This window comes from Dokdonella ginsengisoli (assembly GCF_042652785.1).
In the GTDB taxonomy this organism is placed as follows: Bacteria; Pseudomonadota; Gammaproteobacteria; order Xanthomonadales; family Rhodanobacteraceae; genus Dokdonella_A; species Dokdonella_A ginsengisoli.
In genome coordinates this window covers 276,403-295,571 of the sequence record NZ_JBHSHD010000003.1, presented here as the reverse complement: position 1 = coordinate 295,571, position 19,169 = coordinate 276,403, and the positions used below count along the sequence as shown (strand labels likewise).

Sequence of the window (19,169 nt, the reverse complement as noted above, 5' to 3'; positions counted from 1 at the left end):
CGTCGCGATCGGCGCCGGCGGCCGCGCCGTTTTCTCGCAATGGCATTCGTGCCGTTCGAACGGGCCGGCCGGCCCGTCCGGCGCCGCTCACATGCGGAATTCACGTCCGAGGTAGACCTCGCGCACCTGCTCGTTGGCGAGGATGTCGGCGGGCGCACCCTGCGCGAGCACGGCCCCCTCGCTCATGATGTACGCGCGCTCGCAGATGCCCAGTGTCTCGCGCACGTTGTGGTCGGTGATCAGGATGCCGATGCCGCGCGCCTTGAGCTGGCGCACGATGCGCTGGATGTCGACCACCGAGATCGGGTCGATGCCGGCGAACGGTTCGTCCAGCAGCATGAAGCGCGGCTTGGCCGCCAGCGCGCGCGCGATCTCGACGCGCCGGCGCTCGCCGCCGGACAGGCTGACGCCCTTCTGGTTGGCGATGTGGCCGATCTGCAGGTCGTCGAGCAGCGCTTCCAGCTCGCTCGCTCGCGCGTCGGCGTCGAGGTCGTCGCGCAGCTCCAGGATCGCCAGGATGTTGTCGGTCACGCTCAGGCGGCGGAACACCGACGCCTCCTGCGGCAGGTAGCCCACGCCCAGGCGCGCGCGCGCGTGCATCGGCAGCGTGGTCACGTCCTGTTCGTCGATGCGGATCGAGCCGGCGTCGGCGGCGATCAGGCCGACGACCATGTAGAAGCAGGTCGTCTTGCCGGCGCCGTTCGGGCCGAGCAGTCCGACGATCTCGCCCTGGTCGAGCGAGAATTCGAAATCGCGCACGACGGCGCGGCCGCGGAAACTCTTGCGCAGGCCGGAAGCGCTCAGCATCAGGGCTGGCCGTCCGTGTCGGCCTTCTTCGGCTGCGCGTCGGCCGGCTTGTCCGCAGCCGGTGCATCGACGGGTTTCGCAGCGGGCTTGTCCGCTGCCGGCGCATCGGGCTTGGCGGCCGGCTTGGCCTTCGGCTGGATGACCATGTGCACGCGGTTGCCCGGCGCGCTGTCGCCGCTCTCCATCTCGCCGGTGTTGGTGTTGTAGGTCATCTGCGCGCCGTGGAATGTGCCGCGGCCCTGCTGCACGACGGTGACGTTGCCGGTCAGCACGGCGATGCTGGTGTCGTTGTTGTAGTCGATCTTGTCGGCGTCGGCGGTCATCAGGCCGGTGCCGTTGTCCTGCTGCTGTTCGATGTGCGCCTGCTTGCCGACCAGCACGATGCGCTGGACCTCGCCGGAGATGTCGTTGCCTTTCGCGTCGCGGGCATTGCTCGGGTGCTGGTAGATGGTCGCCTCGGCGCCGTGCGCCTTCATCGAGCCCTGCAGTACCTGCACGTTGCCGCGCAGGAACGTCGTACCCGGCGTCTTGTCGCTGCCCTGCACGATCTTGGAATAGTCCGCCTTGATGTCCATCGGCTGCTGGCGGTCGGTGCTCAGGGCCGCCGCGACGGCGGGCGCGAGCAGACACAGCGCGGTGCAGAGGGCGCCGGCGAGCCTATTTCCGGCGTTTCTTCGGTTCGATCGTCGATTGGACATCGGACAGCAGCTCCAGGGTCTTGTCGTTGAGATCGCCGCGCAGGCCGATGCCGCGGAGTATAGAGCCCGGCTGCGTGATCGTGGCCGGCGCCGCGGTCTCCATCTTCTTGTCCTTCGGCCAGGTGGTCAGGTCGGTGGTGACGAGGTCGACCGGCTTGGTGTTGCCGACCGGCTGTCGATGCATCTCGACGTGGCCGAGCAGCTTCATCACCGTGCCGTCGTTGTTGACCCAGGCCGAGTCGGACTTGCCCTGCCACGGATTGCCGCCGCCGTCGACGAGCAGGTAGTCGGGCGTCGTCACGAAGATCGAGGCGTCGTCGCCGCGCCGTGCCAGGAACGGACCGCTGATCTGGAACGTGCGCTTGCCTTCGGCGTTCAGCGCATTGAGCGTGAAGTCGCTCAGCGTGTAGTCCGAGCGCGGCGGGCCGGCGAAGGTCTGTTCGTCGGTGCGGTCGCGATTGAGCCAGACCAGATATTCGGTGCCGAGCACGAGCGCGACGAGCACGGCGACGGTCAGCCAGTAGTTGCGGCTCATGGCGACGCGCTCAGCGCAGGAAGGCGGCGAGTTCGCTCTCGGCCTTGCCCTGGCTGGCGAGGATCAGGTCGCAGACCTCGCGCGCCGCGCCGCTGCCGCCGGACAGGCGCGTGCGCCAGTGCGCGCGCTCGCGCACCCACGGGTGCGCGTTGGCGACGGCGATCGACAGCCCGGCGAGCTGCATCGCGGCGAGGTCGGGCAGGTCGTCGCCGGTGTAGGCGACGTGCGCGGCGTCGAGCCGCAACGCGTGCAGCAGCTGGTTCAGGCAGGCGCGCTTGTCCTTCTGGTCCTGGTAGACGTGCGCCACGCCGAGCTCGGCCATGCGTTCGGTGACGACGTGGCTCAGCCGCGCGGTGATCACCGCCACTTCGACGCCGTTGGCGAGCAGGCGCTTGAGGCCCAGTCCGTCGAGGACGTTGAACGCCTTCAGCTCGTGCCCGTCGGCGGTGTACCAGAGCTTGCCGTCGGTCAGCACGCCGTCGACGTCGAAGACGGCCAGTTTCACGCCGGCGGCGCGTTCTCGGATGTCGGCGGGGAAATCGTTTGGGAGCACGGGATTGGAGATTGGGAGTGGGGGATTCGGATCGATCGGAGCGGCATGCAACGACGGATTGCGATGCGGTCTTCGATCCCGAATCCCGAATCTCCAATCCCGGCGTCTAGACCACTCGCGCGCGCAGCAGATCGTGGATGTTGAGCGCACCGACCACGCGATTGTCCGCATCGACCACCAACAGCGCATGAATCTTGTGCGCTTCCATCAGCTGGGCGGCTTCGACCGCGAGCTTGTCGGCGGTGATCGTCTTGGGCTGCACCGTCATCAGGCGCGTGACCTGGGTCGTGCGCAGGTCGATGTCGTCGTCGTCGACCGCACGGCGCAGGTCGCCGTCGGTGAAGACGCCCAGCAGGTGCTGCTCGGCGTCGATGATCGCGGTCATGCCCAGGCCCTTGCGCGTCATCTCCACCAGCGCCTCGGTCAGGGTGACCTCCGGGCCGACCGTGGGGATCTGCGCCCCGGTGTGCATGATGTCGCCGATCTTCAGCAGCAGCTGGCGGCCGAGACTGCCGGCCGGGTGCGAGCGCGCGAAATCCTCGTCGGTGAAGCCGCGCGCCTCGAGCAGGGCGATGGCGAGGGCGTCGCCCATGACCAGCGCGGCGGTCGTGCTCGACGTCGGCGCGAGGCCGAGCGGGCAGGCTTCGGCCGGTACGCTGGTGTTGAGGTGCACGTCGGCCAGGCGTGCCAGCGAGGAGCCGGGATTGCCGCTCATCGCGATCAGCGGAATGCCCTGGCGCTTGATCAGCGGCAGGATCGCGAGCAGCTCGTCGGTCTCGCCGGAGTTCGACAGCGCCAGCACGACGTCCTTCTGCGTGATCATGCCGAGGTCGCCGTGGCTGGCCTCGGCCGGGTGCACGAAGAACGACGGCGTGCCGGTCGAGGCCAGGGTCGCGGCGATCTTGCGCGCGATGTGGCCGGACTTGCCCATGCCGGAGACCACCACGCGGCCGGGGCATTCGAACATCAGCTGGCAGGCGCGCAGGAAGTTCGCGTCGATGCGGTCGTGCAGCGCGGTGATCGCCTCCGCCTCGATCGTGATCACCGCCTGCGCGCTGCGCACGAGGGCGGTGGCGTCGAGCAGCGGATTGTTCAGGGGGCGCACGGCGGCGAGGATCTGGGCATTCATCGTGGTGAGGCGCGCTAGCGTCCTGGCGAACGTCCTGGATGGATGGGAGACATCGGAATTTCTGCGCTGTTGCTGGATTTTGAGTACCATGCGCCGCCTCTATTGTAGCCGCTTCGCCGGCCCGATTGATTCCGGCCGCCCGATCCCCAGACGGACAGCGCGGGCCAGTCGTCGCGGCCGGGCCTGCCGCCGGCGCCCCGGATGCGGGGATGCCGCCCCCGCGCAGGCCTCGCAAGCGCCCCCTCATCGGCCGGAGAAAAGCTCAAGATGGACAGTTCCACCGTGCAAAGTCTGATCCAGCGCGGCATGCCGGAGGCGAAGGTGGAGGTGCACGGCCCGGACGGCGTGCACTTCGAGGCCCTGGTGATCAGCCCGGCCTTCGCCGGCAAGCTGCCCCTGGCCCGCCACCGCATGGTCTACGCCACGCTCGGCGAACGGATGGGCGGCGAGATCCACGCCTTGTCGTTGCGCACCCTGACACCCGAAGAGGCAGGGCCGGGGGCCGAGGGCTGAGGGCCGGCGCTGCGCCGGACCCGCAACCCACGGTTCCCGAAATCCCGCTCGAGATACCAGCCCTCAGCCCTCAGCCCCCAGCCCTAAACTCCCCATGGCCAAAATCGTAATCAACGGCGGACAGCCCCTCAGCGGCGACGTCTGGGTTTCCGGCGCGAAGAACGCCGTGCTGCCGATCCTCGCCGCGACCCTGCTCGCCGACGGCCCGGTCACCATCGGCAACGTGCCGCACCTGCACGACGTCACCACCACGATGGAGCTGCTCGGCCAGATGGGCGTGGAGCTGGTCATCGACGAGCGCATGAAGATCCACGTCGACCCGCGCCCGGCCAAGCACTATTTCGCCCCGTACGACCTGGTCAAGACGATGCGCGCGTCGATCCTCGTGCTCGGCCCGCTGGTCGCGCGCTTCGGCGAGGCGGTCGTATCTCTGCCCGGCGGCTGCGCGATCGGCTCGCGTCCGGTCGACCTGCACCTGAAGGGCCTGCAGGCGCTCGGTGCCGACGTCACGGTCGAGAACGGCTACATCAAGGCGCGCGCCAGGCGCCTGAAGGGCGCGCGCATCAATCTCGACCTGGTCACCGTGACCGGCACCGAGAACCTGATGATGGCCGCCGCGCTGGCTTCCGGCACCACCGTCATCGAGAACGCCGCGCAGGAGCCCGAGGTCGTCGACCTGGCCAACTGCCTCAACGCGATGGGCGCGAAGATCGAAGGCGCCGGCACCGCGACGCTGGTCATCGAGGGCGTCGAGCGCCTGTCCGGCACCACCTACGAGGTGCTGCCGGACCGCATCGAGACCGGCACCTTCCTGGTCGCCGGCGCGATCACCGGCGGCAAGGTCACCGCCAAGCGCGCGCGCCCGAAGACGCTCGACGCGGTGCTGAGCAAGCTGGAGGACGCCGGCGCGCACATCAACACCGGCGAGGACTGGATCGAACTGGACATGCAGGGGCGGCGGCCGAAGGCGGTCAACGTGACGACCGCGCCGTACCCGGCCTTCCCGACCGACATGCAGGCGCAGTTCACCGCGCTCAACTGCATCGCCGAAGGCGTCGGCATCATCACCGAGACCGTGTTCGAGAACCGCTTCATGCATGCGCTCGAGCTGCAGCGCCTGGGCGCCGACATCCAGATCGAAGGCAACAGCGCGATCATCAAGGGCGTGGACAAGATGTCCGGCGCGCCGATGATGGCCACCGACCTGCGCGCGTCCGCCTCGCTGGTGCTGGCCGGCCTGGTCGCGCAGGGCGACACCGTCGTCGACCGCATCTACCACATCGATCGCGGCTACGAGAACATCGAGGAGAAGCTCGGCGGTCTCGGCGCGCACATCCGGCGCCTGCCGTCGTAACCGCAGATCCGTTCCGCCCGCGGGCCGTGCGGGCCGAAGGCCGGCGGCGATCAGTGATCGCGCCGGTCCCCGCGCGGCATCAGCGGTGCGAGCAGCATCGCCGCGGCGCGGCGGCGGCTCACGCCCAGTTTCCGGTACACGTTCTCCAGATGGCGCTTGACCGTGCCGGCGCGGATGCCGGGCAGCGCGGCGATCTCGCCGTTGCGCCGGCCGCCCGCGACCCGGCGGCTGCCGGTCAATGCTTCACGGACACCAGCTTCAGCGTCACCGTGTCGCCCTTGCGGTCGGCCTGTTCGATCTGTGCCGGCAGCCAGCCCAGCGACTCGGCGAACCAGCTGCGCGCGACGCGGCGGCGGTCGTCGTCGGAGTCACCCTCGCGCTGCATGACGACGGTCTGGTAGGTACCGGCCGGCACGTTGAGGGTTTCCTTCGCGCCGCGCACGTAGCGCATTTCCTCGACGCGATCCTTCACCGCGACGGGATACTGGAAATTCGCCGCGCCGTGCATCAGGTCGGCGGCCAGCGCCAGGGTGACGCTCTGGCGGTCGATCAGTCCCGGTACGGTGGCGTAGCGGTACTCGCCGCCTTCCTTCACGCGCACCTCGTTCGCCTTCCAGTCGAACGTGGCCTGGCGCGTGCGCTGCTTGAAGGCGCCGTCCTGCCGGTAGTCGTAGGCGAGCGCGATCGGGCGGCCGTCCTGCCAGCGGAAGCGCGAGGTCTCCACGATGTGGATGCCGGCGATCTTGGCCAGGCCGGCGGTGCCGCTGGTTTCGCTGCGCAGGGTCCAGCTGCCGTCGCCGTTGTCGCGCAGTTCGAGCGTCGTGCGGCCCAGTTCGCTGCCGTTCTGCAGGGTCGCGTATTCGGCACGGAACGGTCGCATCGCCGGCGGCGCGGCGACGGCGGCCACGGTCGCGAGCAGGTTCAGGAGCAGCGTGGCGAGCAGGGCTTTCATGCGGGCGTTCCGGCGGACGAGGCGGGGAGTGTCGCGGGATCAGGCTGAACGCGCGCTCACGCCAAGGCCCCGTCGCCCTGCAGGCGCAGCGGTGCGGCCAGCGGTGAACCGTCGTGCAGCACCTGCGAGCCGGCGAGCGCGATCCTGCCGGCGGCAATCGATGCGACGCTGGCGACCAGCAGCCGATGCTCCTCGACGAGCAGGCGTTCGGCCAGCGCGTCAGCCGTGTCGCCCGGCAGGATCGGAATCCGCGCCTGGGCGATCAGCGGGCCGCCGTCCAGTTCGGCGGTGACGAAGTGGACGCTCGAACCGTGCTCGGCGTCGCCGGCTTCGAGCGCGCGCCGATGCGTGTGCAGGCCGCGGTACTTGGGCAGCAGGGACGGATGGATGTTGACGATGCGTCCCGCCCACGGCGCCAGCACGGCGGGATCGAGGATGCGCATGAAGCCGGCCAGCACGATCAGCGCGGGCCGGTGCCCGGCGATGCGCGCGAACAGATCGGCGTCGAACGCGGCGCGGTTGGCGTAGCTCTTCGGATCGAGCGCGAGCGTGGCGATGCCGGATTCTTCCGCGCGGCGCAGCGCCGGCGCCTGCGCCTTGTCGCTGCCGACCAGCGCGATCTCGACCGGCAACCGTCCAGCGCGTTGCGCGTCGATCAGGGCCTGCAGGTTGGAGCCGCGGCCGGAAGAGAGGACAGCGAGGCGCAGGGCCGAGGGCTGAGAGCTGAGGGCTGCTGTTCCGTCTTGTGTTTCGAGGACGTCGTGCATCGTCGCTCCCGTTCGAGCCGAGCGCCGCGACGGATCAGGCCGTTCGGCCCGCAGCCTCAGCCCTCGGCCCCGAGTCTGGCTCAGGAAATGCGCACGCGCTCGCCGCCGCTTTCGGCGACGACTTCGCCGATCGCGCGCGCTTCCAGGCCGAGCGACTTCAATGCCGCGATCGTGGCCGCGCGCTCGGCGGCGGCGACGATCAGCACGTAGCCGATGCCGCAGTTGAACGTGCGCCACATTTCCTCGCGCGCGACGCGGCCTTCGCGCTGCAGCCAGTCGAACACCGGCGGCAGCGTCCAGGCGCCGCTGTCGAGCGCGATGCCCAGGCCCTCGGGCACGACGCGGATGATGTTTTCCTTCAGCCCGCCGCCGGTGATGTGCGCCATGCCGTGCACGGGCTGGCGCTTCATCACTTCCAGGATCGGCTTGACGTAGATCGTGGTCGGCGCCATCAGTGCGTCGGCCAGCGTGACGCCGCCGAGATCGAGGTCGAGCGGATTTCCGGCGCGCGCGAGGATCTTGCGGATCAGCGAATAGCCGTTGGAATGCGGGCCGCTGGAATCGATGCCGACGATGGCGTCGCCGGCCTGGATGCGCGCGCCGTCGATCAGCGCCGACTTCTCCACCGCGCCGACCGTGAAGCCGGCGAGATCGTATTCGCCGGGCGGGTACATGTCCGGCATCTCGGCGGTCTCGCCGCCGATCAGCGCGCAACCGGCCAGTTCGCAGCCGCGGGCGATGCCGCCGACCACGCTGACGGTGGTGTCGACGTCGAGCTTGCCGGTGGCGAAGTAGTCGAGAAAGAACAGCGGCTCAGCGCCCTGCACCAGCACGTCGTTGACGCACATGCCGACCAGGTCGATGCCGATCGTGTCGTGGCGGCCGAGCTGCTGGGCCAGCTTGAGCTTGGTGCCGACGCCGTCGGTGCCGGACACCAGCACCGGTTCCTGGTAGCGCCCGGCCAGCTCGAACAGCGCGCCGAAGCCGCCGAGGCCGGCCATCACCTCGGGACGGAACGTGCGCTTGACCAGCGGCTTGATGCGCTCGACGACTTCGTTGCCCGCGTCGATGTCGACGCCGGCGGCGCGGTAGCTCAGGCTTTCCTGGTCGGTGGACATGGCGGCGGGGCGATTGCGGGGCGCGCATGATACACCGGCGCTGTGCCGGCCGAGGCCGCGCGGAGCCCCGGAATGGACGTGTCCGCGGCCTTTGGGCAGACTTGCGCCACTTCCGAAGGCAGTCGGCCTCCCCAGATGCGAGCGTTCTTTCCGTTGCGCGCAATCGTTTTCCTGCTGGCGCTGCTCGCGTCGGCGGCGGCTCTTGCCGCGCCTTCCTCGTACACCGGCGAGGCGCCGGTCAATTCGCAGTCGGACGAGGAGCGTTCCGGCGCGCTGAAGACCGCACTGGCCAACGTGGTCGCCGCGCAGACCGGCGACAGCGGCCTGCTGGCCCGTCCCGACGTCGCCAAGGCGGTCGAGCAGGCCGAGCGTTACGTGCTGCAATACCAGTACCGCCGCGGCGACGATTCCGGCGCGAAATACCTGCTCGTCGCGCAGTTCGACAGCACGGCGGTCAACCAGATGCTGCAGCGGCTCGGCCTCGGGCCGGCCGGTGCGCAGACCGAGGTCGCCACGGAGGCGCCGAGCGAAGCGACCGTCTGGATCGGCGGCATCAACAACGCCAACGACTACGCGCGCCTGGTCGGCTACCTCGCGCGCAACAATTTCGTGCGCAACGCGCAGCCGATGGAGGCGCGCGGCGACGGCGTGCTGGTGCGCCTGTCGCTGGTGTCCGGCCTGACGCGCTTCCTCGAGGTGGTCGCCATGGAGCGCACGCTCGGCGTGGTCGCGGGAGCGAAGGTCGAAGGTGTCGACGCGACGCTCGCGTTGACGCCCTAGCGTCCGGCGCGGATGTTGCGCCATCTGCCCAATCTGATCACCGGCCTGCGCATCCTGCTGGCGCTGCCGCTGTGCTGGCTGATCCTGCACGGCCGCTACGACGGCGCCCTGCTGGTCGCCGCGATCGCCGGCGCCAGCGACGCGCTGGACGGCTTCCTCGCCAAGCATTGCGGCTGGCAGAGCTGGATCGGCGGCATGCTCGACCCGATCGCCGACAAGCTGCTGCTGACCACCGCCTTCGTCTCGCTGTGGCTGGTCGGCGAGCTGCCGCTGTGGCTGGTCGGCCTGATCGTCGCGCGCGATCTGGTCATCGTCGCCGGCGCCGCCGCCTACCACTGGCTGATCGGGCGCTTCGACGCGGCACCGAGCCGTTTGTCGAAGCTGACCACCACCTTGCAGATCGTGTTCGTGCTGGTGGAGCTGCTGCACCTGTCGCGCTGGCTGCCGGTGCCCGACGCGCTGCGCGGGCTGCTGGCGGTGGCGACGGCGCTCGTCACGCTGGCCAGCGGGCTGCACTATGTGGTGGTCTGGGGCGCACGCGCGCGCCGCGCGAAACGGACGGAGAGCGGACATGGCTGAGAACGGCGGAGCACGGCTCGACCTGCGCTGGCAGGCGCTGATCCTGCTGCTGGTGATCGGCAGCGTGATCTACCTGCTGTCGCCGGTGCTGATGCCGTTCGTGGTCGCGGCGCTGTTCGCCTACCTGCTCGATCCGGTCGTCGATCGCCTCGAGCCGCGCATGGGCAGGAGCATCGCCGTCAGTCTGGTCTTTCTCGTCGCGACGATTCTCGTCGTCGCGTTCGTGCTGGTGCTGGTGCCGTTCATCGAGCGGCAGATCAGCAATTTCCTGACCCAGCTGCCGGTGTGGGTGAACTGGTTCCAGACCCGCGCGACGCCGTGGCTGGAGGCGCGATTCGGCATCTCGCCGGGCGTGCTCGACACGCAGAAGATCTTCGAGACGCTGCAGGCGAACTGGAAGGAAGCCGGCGGCTTCGCCGCCACGGTGGTGGCGAAGGTGTCCAAGTCCGGCATGGCGCTGGTCGGCTGGGTCCTGAACCTGGTCATGATCCCGGTCGTCGCGTTCTACCTGCTGCGCGACTGGGACGTGCTGGTCGCGCGCATCCACGCGCTGATTCCGCGCTCGATCGAGCCGGTGGTCTCGCGCCTGGCGGGCGAATCGGACGAGGTGCTCGGCGCCTTCCTGCGCGGCCAGCTCAGCGTGATGGTCGCCCTGGGCGTGTTCTACGGCGCCGGGCTGTGGCTGATCGGCATCAACGTCGGGCCCCTGATCGGCATGATCGCGGGGCTGATCAGTTTCGTGCCCTACCTCGGCGCGATCACCGGCGTGCTGATGGGAGTGATCGCCGCATTGGTGCAGTACCAGGACTGGGCCCACGTCGCGCTCGTGCTGGGCGTGTTCGTGGTCGGCCAGACGCTGGAAGGCTACGTGCTCGTGCCCAAGCTGGTCGGCGACAAGATCGGCCTGCATCCGGTCGCGGTGATCTTCGCCGTGCTCGCCGGCGGCGAGCTGTTCGGCTTCCTCGGCGTGCTGCTCGCGCTGCCGGTCGCCTCGGTGGTGATGGTCGTGCTGCGCTACCTGTACGAGCGCTACACGCAGAGCGAGCTGTACACCACGCGCGCGCAGTCGGGAATCATCGTGCCGGGTTCGGAGGAGGCGGCCGGGCCGGCGGTGGTCGTCGTCGAAACCGCCGCGCCGAAGAATCCCGAGCCTCCCTCCGCGGCATGACCGATCAGCTTCCGCTCGCGCTGCGCTGGCCGGCGCACCAGCGTTTCGACAGCTTCGTCGCGGGACCCAACGCCGCCGCGGTCGACCTGCTCGGCGCCGTCGCGCGCGGCGCCGACGAATCCTGGCCGTACCTGGCCGGCGCGACCGGCAGTGGTTGCACGCATCTGCTGGTGGCCGCCTGCGCCGCCGCCAATGCGGCCGGCCGCAGCGCGCAGTACCTGTCGCTGTCGGCGTTGCGCACGCGCCGCGCCGAGGCGATCCGCGGCTTCGGCGGCAGCGACCTGCTCGCCATCGACGACCTCGACGCGATCGCCGGCGAGCGCGAGGCCGAGCACGCCGCGTTCGACCTCTACAACCGCTGCCGCGCCGAGCGCGCCAGCCTGGTGTTCGCCGCCGGCGCGCCGCCGGCGCAGCTGGGCATCGGCCTGCCCGATCTCGTCTCGCGCCTGTCGGCGTGCACGCAGGTCGCGCTGAAGCCGCTCGACGAAGCGGCGCGCCGCGCGCTGCTGCGCGATCGTGCGCGTGAGCGCGGCATCGAGCTGGACGAAGCGGCGCTGGACTGGCTGTTCGCGCGCGGCCGGCGCGACCTCGGCTCGCTGTTCGCCGCGCTCGACCGCATCGACCGCGCCTCGCTGGCCTCGCGGCGGCGCGTGACGGTGCCGTTCCTGCGCGGCCTGCTCGGCGCTTCCGACGCGGACCGGCAGGAGTGAGGGAAGGGCGGTTTCGCGCTGGATTCAGGCGCCGGCCGTTCGCGCATCGAGTTCGCGCAGCTGCTGCGCCGTGCCGATGTTGCGCCAGAAGCCGTCGTAGCGTTCGCCGCCCAGGCGCCGCTGGCGCATCGCGCGCCGGTACATCGGCAGCAGCTTGAAGCGGCCGTCCGCTTCGCCCGCGACCAGTTCGGGGCGGTACACGCCGATGTTGCCGAAGGTCAGGCGCACGCCGGCGCCGTCCTCGTTGAGGCGGTCCGCGTCGAGCCAGAAGTCGCCGTCCGGATGGAAGTCCGGATTGGGCACCATGACCAGATGCGCGAGGTCATCGGGTTCGGCCGGCAGGGTCGCGTAGTCGTAGTCGCTGACGATGTCCGCGCTGACCGCGACGAACGGTGCGTCGCCGAGCAGCGGCAGGGCGCGGCGCATGCCGCCGCCGGTTTCCAGCGGCGACGGACCCTCGTAGCTATAGCGGATCGACAGGCCCCAGCGCGCGCCGTCGCCGAGCGCGGGCGGGAACTGCTCGGCCAGATGCGAGGTGTTGATCACCACGCGCTCCACGCCGGCCGCGGCGAGCTTTTCCAGGTGATGCTCGATCAGCCGCTTGCCGCCGGCCTGCAGCAGCGGTTTCGGCGTGGTGTCGGTCAGTGGGCGCAGGCGCTCGCCGCGGCCGGCGGCGAAGATCAGTGCGCTGCGGATCGTCATGCGGCGATCCCGCGCGAGCGGGCGATGTCGCGCGAGCCGAGTGCGTCTTCGAGCAGGTCCGCCAGCGGCGCGAGTTCCGCGTGCGTGCACGCCACCGAGATCACGTAGCGCCAGACCAGCGGCAGGTCGTCGAGGTACTGCGCCTTGCCATCGCGGTAGCACAGGCGACAGAACAGGCCGAGCACCTTGATGTGGCGCTGCAGGCCGGTCAGGTCGAACCAGCGCCGGAACCGGGCCGCGTCGACGTGTGTGTCGAGCAGGTGCGCGTGCACGAGGCGCTGCCGATAGCTCTCCAGCCAGCCCTCGACGCGCTCGGGCTCCCAGGCGATGTAGCAGTCGCGCAGCAGCGAGGCGAGGTCGTAGGTGATCGGGCCGATCACCGCCCCCTGGAAATCGATGATGCCCGGATTGCCCAGGAGCGCTTCGGCTTTCTGCGGTTGCCCATCCCCGGTCGCCAATTCCGAATCCCGGCTCTCCACCACCATCAGGTTGCGGCTGTGGTAGTCGCGATGCATGAAGCCCTGCGGCTGCTCGCGCACGGCGGCGACCAGCGTGTCGAAGGCGGCATCGATCGTTGCGCGCTGCGCCGGCGATGGCTCGACGCCGAGATGGCGCTGCAGGAACCATTCCGGCATCAGGCCCAGTTCCATGCGCAGGAACGCTTCGTCGAACGGCGGCAGGCCGGCCGGATCGACGCGCGTCTGCATGCGCAGCAACGCCTCGAGCGCGTCGGCGTACAGAGCGTTTGCGGTCGCCGTGTTCAACTCCGGCAGGTACGCGCGCGCGCCGAGGTCTTCCATCAGGATGAAGCCCTGCGTGCGATCGGTCGCGAACACTTCGGGCACGTGCAGGCCGGCCGCGTGCAGGCGCGCGCCGATGCCGAGCCACGGTTCCAGGTTTTCCTTGTCCGGCGGCGCGTCCATCACGATGCGCGTGCTGCCGTCCGCCAGCGTCACGCGCCAGTAGCTGCGGAAGCTGGCGTCGGCCGAGGCGGGCGCGATCGAGGCGACCGGATCGGCGAGCGCTTCGGCCACGAAGTGCGACAAGGCCGCGTGGCGGTCGGAGGAATCGGTCACGCGCATCCCTTCACGAGTTTGATGATGGCGGCATTGTCCGCGCAGACGCGGTTCCAGTGCCAGAGCGTTCCGAGGGCGGCCGGTCGAGGCTGGTCGGCAATTGGCTCCGGCCGCGCGGCGCGCGTTGATACTGTCGCCGTCGCGGGATCGCGCCTAGGGTGACGGCTCCGTCGCCGGGGAATTCACGTCGTGACGCCCGCCGAAACGACTTTCCGTGTTGTCCTGTCCTGCCTGCTCGCGACCGGCGTGGTGTCCGCTGCCGAGCCGGTCGAGCGCCAGCCGGTCGACGAGGCCTGGTTCACCGGGCCGATGCTTGCCCCCTCGGCAGGGACGTTGCCGCGCGGCCACATGCTCGTCGAGCCGTATCTCTACGACGTCGTGTCGCCGCACAGCGACGGCTTCGGCTCGCTGACCTACGTCAACTACGGCCTGACCGACCGCCTCACCGTCGGCCTGATCCCCACCTTCGGCTACAACCGCATCGGCGGCGGCGCCGGCAGCTCGCATGTGGGCGTCGGCGACGTCAGCGTGCAGGCGCAGTGGCGGCTGACCCAATTCGATGCGGACAGCGGCCTGCCGACGATGTCGATCAACGTGCAGCAATCGTTTCCCGCCGGCAGGTTCGATCGCCTCGGCCGGCGTCCGGGCAACGGGTTCGGCAGCGGCGCGCGCACCACCACGCTCGGCTGGTACGTGCAGAGCTACTTCTGGATGCCGAACGGGCGCCTCCTGCGCACGCGCTTCAATTTCTCGCATGCCTACTCGCGCAGCGTCGGCATCGAAGACGTCAGCGTCTACGGCACGGCGCAAGGCTTCCGCGGGCGTGCCAAGCCGGGCAGCGTGTCGACCGCCAACCTCGCCTTCGAATACAGCCTCACGCGCAACTGGGCGCTTGCGCTCGATCTGGTCCATCGGCAGGCCGGCCGTACGCACGTCGTCGGCCGCTCCTCGACGTCCGCCACCGCGGACGTCGAGCGGTCCGACGGCGGCGGAGCGTCCTTCGCGTTCGCGCCGGCCGTCGAATACAACTGGAGCGCGAGCCTGGGCCTGCTGCTCGGCCTGCGCGTGATCCCGCGCACGCGCTCCGCGCCGGCGAGCGTGACCCCGGCCGTCGCGCTCAACATGGTGTTCTGAAGCGCTCGCTTCGCCGCGCCGGCCTTTCCCGGCCTTTGGATTGACCCGAAGCCGCCAAAACAGTACCATTTCGGTACGCTTTTAGCTCTTCGGCTTTCCATGCTCCGCATCAGCAAACTGACCGACTACGCCACCGTCGTCATGACCTGCCTCGCGGCGGCCGGCGACGGCGTGCTCAGCGCGCAGACGCTGGCCGAGCGCGCGCACCTGGAAGCACCGACGGTCAGCAAGCTGCTCAAGCAGCTGGCGCAGGCGGAGCTGGTCGTGTCCACGCGAGGCATCAACGGCGGCTATCGACTGGCGCGTGCGCCGCAGGACATATCGATCGCTGACATCGTCACCGCGATGGAAGGGCCGATCGGCATGACCGAATGCAGCGCGCATTCCGGCGCCTGCGACCACGAATCGCATTGTGGCGTGCGCGTGAACTGGCAGCGCATCAACCATGCGATCGCGACGGCGCTGGCCGAGGTGAGCCTTGCCGACATGGTGAAGCCGCCGCCACGCCGCGGCGCCGCGATCCCGTTGCAGGTCGCGGTCGCTTGAGCGAAGCGGACGTGGACGACCGCTCCTCGACACCGCTCCAGGGACGGGCACAGACAACTTCTAGGCAGCCTTCGTGACATGGCCACCGAACGAATCCAGATGGAAAAGCAATTGCGCGAACGCGCCGAACCGCCGGCCGGCAACGAAGCCGTCGTCGAAGCCCTCAATCGCCGCTACAGCGCCGGCTTCGTCACCGACATCGAGAGCGAGAGCCTGCCGCCGGGGCTGAACGAGGACGTCGTGCGCGCGATCTCGGCGCGCAAGAACGAGCCGGAATGGCTGACCGAGTGGCGGCTGAAGGCGTATCGCCACTGGCTGACGATGACGCCGCCGCACTGGGCCAAGCTCGACATCGAGCCGATCGACTTCCAGGCGATCAGCTACTACTCGCAGCCGAAGAACCGGCCCAAGTCGCTCGACGAAGTCGATCCGAAACTGCTGGAAACCTACGACAAGCTCGGCGTGCCGCTGCACGAGCGCGCGCGCCTGGCCGGCGTGGCGGTCGATGCGGTGTTCGACTCGGTATCGGTCGGCACCACCTTCCGCAAGGAACTGATGGATGCCGGCGTGATCTTCTGCTCGATCAGCGAAGCGGTGCGCGAGCACCCCGAGCTGGTGCGCAAGTACCTGGGCAGCGTGGTGCCGCCGGGCGACAACTACTTCGCCGCGCTGAATTCGGCGGTGTTCTCCGACGGCAGCTTCGTGTTCGTGCCCAAGGGCGTGCGCTGTCCGATGGAGCTGTCGACGTACTTCCGCATCAACGCGCGCGACACCGGCCAGTTCGAGCGCACGCTGCTGATCGCCGAGGAACGCGCCAGCGTGTCGTATCTGGAAGGCTGCACCGCGCCGATGCGCGACGAGAACCAGCTGCACGCGGCGGTGGTCGAGCTGGTCGCGCTCGACGACGCCAACATCAAGTACTCCACGGTACAGAACTGGTATCCGGGCGACGAGAACGGCGTCGGCGGCATCTACAACTTCGTCACCAAGCGCGGCGACTGCCGCGGCGCGCGCTCGAAGATCTCGTGGACGCAGGTGGAAACCGGCTCGGCGATCACCTGGAAGTACCCCAGCTGCGTGCTGCGCGGCGACGACTCGGTCGGCGAGTTCAACTCGGTCGCGCTGACGCATCATCGCCAGCAGGCCGACACCGGCACCAAGATGATCCACATCGGCCGCAACACCAAGTCGAAGATCGTCTCCAAGGGCATCAGCGCCGGGCGCGGGCAGAACACCTACCGCGGTCTGGTCAAGGTGGAAAAGGGCGCCGAGGGCGCGCGCAACTACACGCAGTGCGACTCCCTGCTGATCGGCAAGAAATGCGGCGCACACACGTTCCCGTACATCGAGGTGAAGAACCCCGGCGCGATCGTCGAACACGAGGCGACCACCTCGAAGATCTCCGACGACCAGCTGTTCTACTGCCGCGCGCGAGGCATCGGCGAGGAAGACGCGGTTTCGATGATCGTCGACGGCTTCTGCAAGCAGGTGTTCAAGGAGCTGCCGATGGAATTCGCCGTCGAGGCGAAGAAGCTGCTCGAGGTGTCGCTCGAAGGCGCGGTGGGCTGACGATGGACGGTGCCCGAGCCTGCCTCGCGATCCGCGCGGCGCGGCCCGACGACGCGGCGACGATCCACGCGCTGGTCTGCGAGCTGGCCGACTACGAGAAGCTGCGCCACGAGGTCGACGCGACGGTGGCCGACACCGCCGCTGCGCTGTTCGGCGCGAATCCGCGCGTGTTCGCCGAGATCGCACAGTGGCAGGACGAGGTCGCCGGCTTCTCGCTGTGGTTCTACAACTACTCGACCTTCCGCGGCCGCCACGGCGTCTATCTCGAGGACCTGTACGTGCGCCCGGCGTTCCGCGGCCGCGGCATCGGCAAGGCGCTGCTCGCCAGCCTGGCCAGGCGCTGCGTGACCGAGGGCTTGCCGCGCTTCCAGTGGCAGGTGCTCGACTGGAACACGCCGTCGATCGCGTTCTACGAGTCGCTCGGCGCGAAGCCGACGCCGGAATGGCTGGGCTGCCGGATCGAGGGCGAGGCGCTGGCGACGCTGGCGAAGAATTGACGCACGCCGTCGCATCGGCCTTCGCCGGAACGACGGACAAAGGATGACGGACGAAAAGACATGCTGAACATCGAAGACCTCCACGTCCGCGTCGCGGGCAAGGAAATCCTCAAGGGCCTCTCGCTCGAAGTGAAGGCGGGCGAGGTGCACGCGATCATGGGACCGAACGGCGCGGGCAAGTCCACGCTCGGCAACGTGCTGGCCGGCCGCGAAGGCTACGAGGTCACGCGCGGCTCGGTCGTCTATCGCGGACGCAACCTGCTCGAGCTCGAGCCGGAGGAACGCGCGGCCGAGGGCGTGTTCCTCGCTTTCCAGTACCCGGTGGAGATTCCCGGCGTCAACAACACCTACTTCCTGCGCGCCGCGCTGAACGCGCAGCGCAAGCATCGCGGCGAGGCGGAACTCGACTCGATGCAGTTCTTGAAGCGCGTGCGCGAGAAGCTCGCCGTGCTGCACCTGAAGGACGAGCTGCTGCACCGCGCGGTCAACGAGGGCTTCTCCGGCGGCGAGAAGAAGCGCAACGAGATCTTCCAGATGGCGCTGCTCGAGCCTGCGCTCGCGATCCTCGACGAGACCGACTCCGGCCTGGACATCGACGCGTTGAAGATGGTCGCCGACGGCGTCAACGCGATGCGCTCGCCGGAGCGCGCGTTCCTGGTCGTCACGCACTACCAGCGCCTGCTCGACTACATCGTTCCCGACGTCGTGCACGTGCTGGCCGATGGGAGCATCGTCGAATCGGGCGACGCCGGTCTGGCGCACAAGCTCGAGGAGCATGGCTACGCCTGGATCGCCGAACGCCACGTGCCGGCCAAGGCCGGCGCCGGAGCGGCGTGATGGAAGCCGCTTCGCCAAGGCACGACCTGCTCGACGACTTCGGCCACGGCGACGCGCGCGAGCGCGAGGAATCCTGGCGCTACAGCAAGGCGGCGCTGCGCGCGCTGTCGCAGCAGGAATTCGTCGCCGCCGACGCGCAGGCCGAACTGCCCGAGGCGCTGCTGGAGCGGTTCGACTGGGCGCCGACCCGCGGACGGCGCGTGGTGGTCGTCAACGGCGAGGTGTCGGAGCGGTATTCCGACCTGGCCGACGTCGGCGCGTGGGTGACCGTCGGCGTGTCGGCCGGCAACGCCTACTCGATCCGCATCGACGGCGGCATCGACGCGCCGATGCACGTGGTCTACGTCGGCGTGCCGAGCGCGCAGCCGAGCCGCTGGCAGGCCAGCGTCGAGGTGTCGATCGTCGGCGGCCACGCCTGCGTGGTGGAGCAGCACCTGGGCGTAGAGGGCGCGACCGTGCTCGGTTCGCTGCGCCGGCGCTTCGATCTGGCCGAGCGCACGCGCCTGGACCTGGTCAGCCTGTGCGACCTGCCCGAGTCGGCCGCGCTGTACCGCTTCGTCGAGGCGAACCTGGGAGCGAAAGCGGCGCTGCGCACGACGCACGTGCTGCTCGGCGGGCGCCTGCAACGCCTGGACATGCAGGTCCGGCTGGCCGGCGAACAGGCGCGGCTGGAGTCGCGCGGCGTGTTCGCGCTGCGCGGCCGTGCGCACGCCGACACCCAGCTCGACGTGCGCCACGTCGCGCGCGACACCGTCTGCGACGTCGTCTGGCGCGGCGTCGCCGACCAGCGCGCACGCGCGGTGTTCCGCGGTGCGATCACCGTCGCCGCCGGCGCGGACGGCAGCGACGCGAAGCTGTCGAACAAGAACCTGCTGCTTTCGCCGCACGCGGAAATCGACACGCAACCCGTGCTGGAGATCTACGCCGACGAGGTGAAGGCCGCGCACGGCGCGACCGTCGGCCAGATCGACGAACGCGCGCTGTTCTACCTGCGCTCGCGCGGCATTGCGCTGGCCGAGGCACGCCGCATGATGGTCGCGGCGTTCTGCCGCGAAGTGCTCGACGGCGTGGAGGATGCGGACCTGCGCGAGCGTCTCGCGCAGCCGGTGCAGGCGATGCTGCCGACGGCGTCCTGACCGCGGCGA

At 69.5% G+C, this 19,169-nt stretch carries 23 protein-coding genes; 12 read left to right on the top strand and 11 right to left on the bottom strand.

What is annotated here, in order from left to right; translation table 11 throughout:
* Nucleotides 1-87 precede the first annotated feature (87 nt).
* The 5 genes from lptB to ACFO6Q_RS03465 all read right to left on the bottom strand — a co-directional run bounded on the left by lptB (nucleotide 88) and on the right by ACFO6Q_RS03465 (nucleotide 3,722).
* Nucleotides 88-807, bottom strand: coding sequence for an LPS export ABC transporter ATP-binding protein (lptB, locus tag ACFO6Q_RS03485; RefSeq protein ID WP_380019126.1), 720 nt, complete (start codon nucleotides 805-807; stop codon nucleotides 88-90).
* Complete coding sequence (lptA, locus tag ACFO6Q_RS03480) at nucleotides 807-1,505, bottom strand: lipopolysaccharide transport periplasmic protein LptA (protein ID WP_380019125.1); 699 nt, start codon at nucleotides 1,503-1,505, stop codon at nucleotides 807-809. The genes lptB and lptA overlap by 1 nt, the downstream gene beginning before the upstream one ends.
* Nucleotides 1,465-2,040, bottom strand: a complete 576-nt coding sequence (lptC, locus tag ACFO6Q_RS03475; protein ID WP_380019124.1) for an LPS export ABC transporter periplasmic protein LptC — start codon at nucleotides 2,038-2,040, stop codon at nucleotides 1,465-1,467. Before lptC ends, lptA begins: the two co-directional genes overlap by 41 nt.
* A gap of 10 nt (nucleotides 2,041-2,050) precedes the next feature.
* Nucleotides 2,051-2,593 (bottom strand): KdsC family phosphatase, encoded by a 543-nt coding sequence (locus ACFO6Q_RS03470; RefSeq protein ID WP_380019123.1) that lies wholly within the window; start codon nucleotides 2,591-2,593, stop codon nucleotides 2,051-2,053.
* A gap of 106 nt (nucleotides 2,594-2,699) precedes the next feature.
* Entirely contained in the window at nucleotides 2,700-3,722 is a 1,023-nt protein-coding gene (locus ACFO6Q_RS03465; protein WP_380019122.1) for a KpsF/GutQ family sugar-phosphate isomerase, read from the bottom strand.
* Nucleotides 3,723-3,989: 267 nt separating this feature from the next.
* On the opposite strand from ACFO6Q_RS03465, the gene ACFO6Q_RS03460 reads away from it, so the two are divergent.
* Both ACFO6Q_RS03460 and murA read left to right on the top strand, forming a co-directional pair.
* Complete coding sequence (locus ACFO6Q_RS03460) at nucleotides 3,990-4,235, top strand: BolA family protein (RefSeq protein WP_380019121.1); 246 nt, start codon at nucleotides 3,990-3,992, stop codon at nucleotides 4,233-4,235.
* A 94-nt stretch (nucleotides 4,236-4,329) separates the two neighbouring features.
* Complete coding sequence (murA, locus tag ACFO6Q_RS03455) at nucleotides 4,330-5,589, top strand: UDP-N-acetylglucosamine 1-carboxyvinyltransferase (protein WP_380019120.1); 1,260 nt, start codon at nucleotides 4,330-4,332, stop codon at nucleotides 5,587-5,589.
* Nucleotides 5,590-5,639: 50 nt separating this feature from the next.
* Here murA and ACFO6Q_RS03450 read toward each other — a convergent pair whose 3' ends face one another.
* The 4 genes from ACFO6Q_RS03450 to purM form a co-directional block, all read right to left on the bottom strand.
* Nucleotides 5,640-5,828, bottom strand: a complete 189-nt coding sequence (locus tag ACFO6Q_RS03450) for a LuxR C-terminal-related transcriptional regulator (RefSeq protein WP_380019119.1) — start codon at nucleotides 5,826-5,828, stop codon at nucleotides 5,640-5,642.
* Nucleotides 5,825-6,541, bottom strand: coding sequence for a DUF3108 domain-containing protein (locus tag ACFO6Q_RS03445; protein WP_380019118.1), 717 nt, complete (start codon nucleotides 6,539-6,541; stop codon nucleotides 5,825-5,827). Before ACFO6Q_RS03445 ends, ACFO6Q_RS03450 begins: the two co-directional genes overlap by 4 nt.
* 56 nt (nucleotides 6,542-6,597) lie before the next feature.
* Nucleotides 6,598-7,308 carry a phosphoribosylglycinamide formyltransferase gene (gene purN, locus ACFO6Q_RS03440; RefSeq protein WP_380019117.1) on the bottom strand — a complete coding sequence of 237 codons (711 nt, stop codon included), beginning with the start codon at nucleotides 7,306-7,308 and terminating at the stop codon, nucleotides 6,598-6,600.
* A gap of 80 nt (nucleotides 7,309-7,388) precedes the next feature.
* Nucleotides 7,389-8,426: a phosphoribosylformylglycinamidine cyclo-ligase gene (gene purM / locus ACFO6Q_RS03435; RefSeq protein ID WP_380019116.1), complete on the bottom strand. Its 1,038-nt coding sequence runs from the start codon at nucleotides 8,424-8,426 to the stop codon at nucleotides 7,389-7,391.
* 153 nt (nucleotides 8,427-8,579) lie between these two features.
* On the opposite strand from purM, the gene ACFO6Q_RS03430 reads away from it, so the two are divergent.
* The 4 genes from ACFO6Q_RS03430 to hda are packed head-to-tail and all read left to right on the top strand — an operon-like array spanning nucleotide 8,580 to nucleotide 11,663.
* Nucleotides 8,580-9,206: a DUF2066 domain-containing protein gene (locus tag ACFO6Q_RS03430; protein ID WP_380019115.1), complete on the top strand. Its 627-nt coding sequence runs from the start codon at nucleotides 8,580-8,582 to the stop codon at nucleotides 9,204-9,206.
* Nucleotides 9,207-9,218: 12 nt separating this feature from the next.
* On the top strand, nucleotides 9,219-9,785 hold the full coding sequence (locus tag ACFO6Q_RS03425; RefSeq protein ID WP_380019114.1) for a CDP-alcohol phosphatidyltransferase family protein: 567 nt from the start codon (nucleotides 9,219-9,221) through the stop codon (nucleotides 9,783-9,785).
* The gene (locus ACFO6Q_RS03420) at nucleotides 9,778-10,953 is read left to right on the top strand and encodes an AI-2E family transporter (protein WP_380019113.1); all 1,176 of its coding nucleotides are present in this window, start codon (nucleotides 9,778-9,780) and stop codon (nucleotides 10,951-10,953) included. Before ACFO6Q_RS03425 ends, ACFO6Q_RS03420 begins: the two co-directional genes overlap by 8 nt.
* Complete coding sequence (hda, locus tag ACFO6Q_RS03415; protein ID WP_380019112.1) at nucleotides 10,950-11,663, top strand: DnaA regulatory inactivator Hda; 714 nt, start codon at nucleotides 10,950-10,952, stop codon at nucleotides 11,661-11,663. The genes ACFO6Q_RS03420 and hda overlap by 4 nt, the downstream gene beginning before the upstream one ends.
* Before the next feature lie 24 nt (nucleotides 11,664-11,687).
* Here the strand turns inward: hda and murU are convergent, their stop codons facing one another.
* Nucleotides 11,688-12,359, bottom strand: a complete 672-nt coding sequence (murU, locus tag ACFO6Q_RS03410; RefSeq protein WP_380019296.1) for an N-acetylmuramate alpha-1-phosphate uridylyltransferase MurU — start codon at nucleotides 12,357-12,359, stop codon at nucleotides 11,688-11,690.
* A 2-nt stretch (nucleotides 12,360-12,361) separates the two neighbouring features.
* Nucleotides 12,362-13,441, bottom strand: a complete 1,080-nt coding sequence (locus tag ACFO6Q_RS03405) for an aminoglycoside phosphotransferase family protein (RefSeq protein ID WP_380019111.1) — start codon at nucleotides 13,439-13,441, stop codon at nucleotides 12,362-12,364.
* 189 nt (nucleotides 13,442-13,630) lie between these two features.
* On the opposite strand from ACFO6Q_RS03405, the gene ACFO6Q_RS03400 reads away from it, so the two are divergent.
* The 6 genes from ACFO6Q_RS03400 to sufD all read left to right on the top strand — a co-directional run bounded on the left by ACFO6Q_RS03400 (nucleotide 13,631) and on the right by sufD (nucleotide 19,160).
* Nucleotides 13,631-14,575, top strand: a complete 945-nt coding sequence (locus ACFO6Q_RS03400) for a transporter (RefSeq protein ID WP_380019110.1) — start codon at nucleotides 13,631-13,633, stop codon at nucleotides 14,573-14,575.
* Nucleotides 14,576-14,674: 99 nt separating this feature from the next.
* A complete protein-coding gene (locus tag ACFO6Q_RS03395) occupies nucleotides 14,675-15,121 on the top strand; it encodes an SUF system Fe-S cluster assembly regulator (protein WP_380019109.1) in 447 nt (148 codons plus the stop codon).
* A gap of 99 nt (nucleotides 15,122-15,220) precedes the next feature.
* Nucleotides 15,221-16,690: a Fe-S cluster assembly protein SufB gene (gene sufB, locus ACFO6Q_RS03390; RefSeq protein ID WP_380019295.1), complete on the top strand. Its 1,470-nt coding sequence runs from the start codon at nucleotides 15,221-15,223 to the stop codon at nucleotides 16,688-16,690.
* Nucleotides 16,691-16,692: 2 nt separating this feature from the next.
* On the top strand, nucleotides 16,693-17,187 hold the full coding sequence (locus ACFO6Q_RS03385) for a GNAT family N-acetyltransferase (protein ID WP_380019108.1): 495 nt from the start codon (nucleotides 16,693-16,695) through the stop codon (nucleotides 17,185-17,187).
* Between the two features lie 60 nt (nucleotides 17,188-17,247).
* Entirely contained in the window at nucleotides 17,248-18,024 is a 777-nt protein-coding gene (sufC, locus tag ACFO6Q_RS03380; RefSeq protein WP_380019107.1) for a Fe-S cluster assembly ATPase SufC, read from the top strand.
* Entirely contained in the window at nucleotides 18,024-19,160 is a 1,137-nt protein-coding gene (sufD, locus tag ACFO6Q_RS03375) for a Fe-S cluster assembly protein SufD (protein ID WP_380019106.1), read from the top strand. Before sufC ends, sufD begins: the two co-directional genes overlap by 1 nt.
* The last annotated feature ends 9 nt before the right edge of the window (nucleotides 19,161-19,169 follow it).

What these genes read in the sequence shown, in the direction of transcription:
- lptB (WP_380019126.1), bottom strand. Translation starts at nt 807, where the DNA reads ATGCTGAGCGCTTCCGGCCTGCGCAAGAGTTTCCGCGGCCGCGCCGTC.
- lptA (WP_380019125.1), bottom strand. Translation starts at nt 1,505, where the DNA reads ATGTCCAATCGACGATCGAACCGAAGAAACGCCGGAAATAGGCTCGCC.
- lptC (WP_380019124.1), bottom strand. Translation starts at nt 2,040, where the DNA reads ATGAGCCGCAACTACTGGCTGACCGTCGCCGTGCTCGTCGCGCTCGTG.
- ACFO6Q_RS03465 (WP_380019122.1), bottom strand. Translation starts at nt 3,722, where the DNA reads ATGAATGCCCAGATCCTCGCCGCCGTGCGCCCCCTGAACAATCCGCTG.
- ACFO6Q_RS03460 (WP_380019121.1), top strand. Translation starts at nt 3,990, where the DNA reads ATGGACAGTTCCACCGTGCAAAGTCTGATCCAGCGCGGCATGCCGGAG.
- murA (WP_380019120.1), top strand. Translation starts at nt 4,330, where the DNA reads ATGGCCAAAATCGTAATCAACGGCGGACAGCCCCTCAGCGGCGACGTC.
- ACFO6Q_RS03445 (WP_380019118.1), bottom strand. Translation starts at nt 6,541, where the DNA reads ATGAAAGCCCTGCTCGCCACGCTGCTCCTGAACCTGCTCGCGACCGTG.
- purN (WP_380019117.1), bottom strand. Translation starts at nt 7,308, where the DNA reads ATGCACGACGTCCTCGAAACACAAGACGGAACAGCAGCCCTCAGCTCT.
- purM (WP_380019116.1), bottom strand. Translation starts at nt 8,426, where the DNA reads ATGTCCACCGACCAGGAAAGCCTGAGCTACCGCGCCGCCGGCGTCGAC.
- ACFO6Q_RS03425 (WP_380019114.1), top strand. Translation starts at nt 9,219, where the DNA reads ATGTTGCGCCATCTGCCCAATCTGATCACCGGCCTGCGCATCCTGCTG.
- ACFO6Q_RS03420 (WP_380019113.1), top strand. Translation starts at nt 9,778, where the DNA reads ATGGCTGAGAACGGCGGAGCACGGCTCGACCTGCGCTGGCAGGCGCTG.
- hda (WP_380019112.1), top strand. Translation starts at nt 10,950, where the DNA reads ATGACCGATCAGCTTCCGCTCGCGCTGCGCTGGCCGGCGCACCAGCGT.
- ACFO6Q_RS03395 (WP_380019109.1), top strand. Translation starts at nt 14,675, where the DNA reads ATGCTCCGCATCAGCAAACTGACCGACTACGCCACCGTCGTCATGACC.
- sufB (WP_380019295.1), top strand. Translation starts at nt 15,221, where the DNA reads ATGGAAAAGCAATTGCGCGAACGCGCCGAACCGCCGGCCGGCAACGAA.
- ACFO6Q_RS03385 (WP_380019108.1), top strand. Translation starts at nt 16,693, where the DNA reads ATGGACGGTGCCCGAGCCTGCCTCGCGATCCGCGCGGCGCGGCCCGAC.
- sufC (WP_380019107.1), top strand. Translation starts at nt 17,248, where the DNA reads ATGCTGAACATCGAAGACCTCCACGTCCGCGTCGCGGGCAAGGAAATC.
- sufD (WP_380019106.1), top strand. Translation starts at nt 18,024, where the DNA reads ATGGAAGCCGCTTCGCCAAGGCACGACCTGCTCGACGACTTCGGCCAC.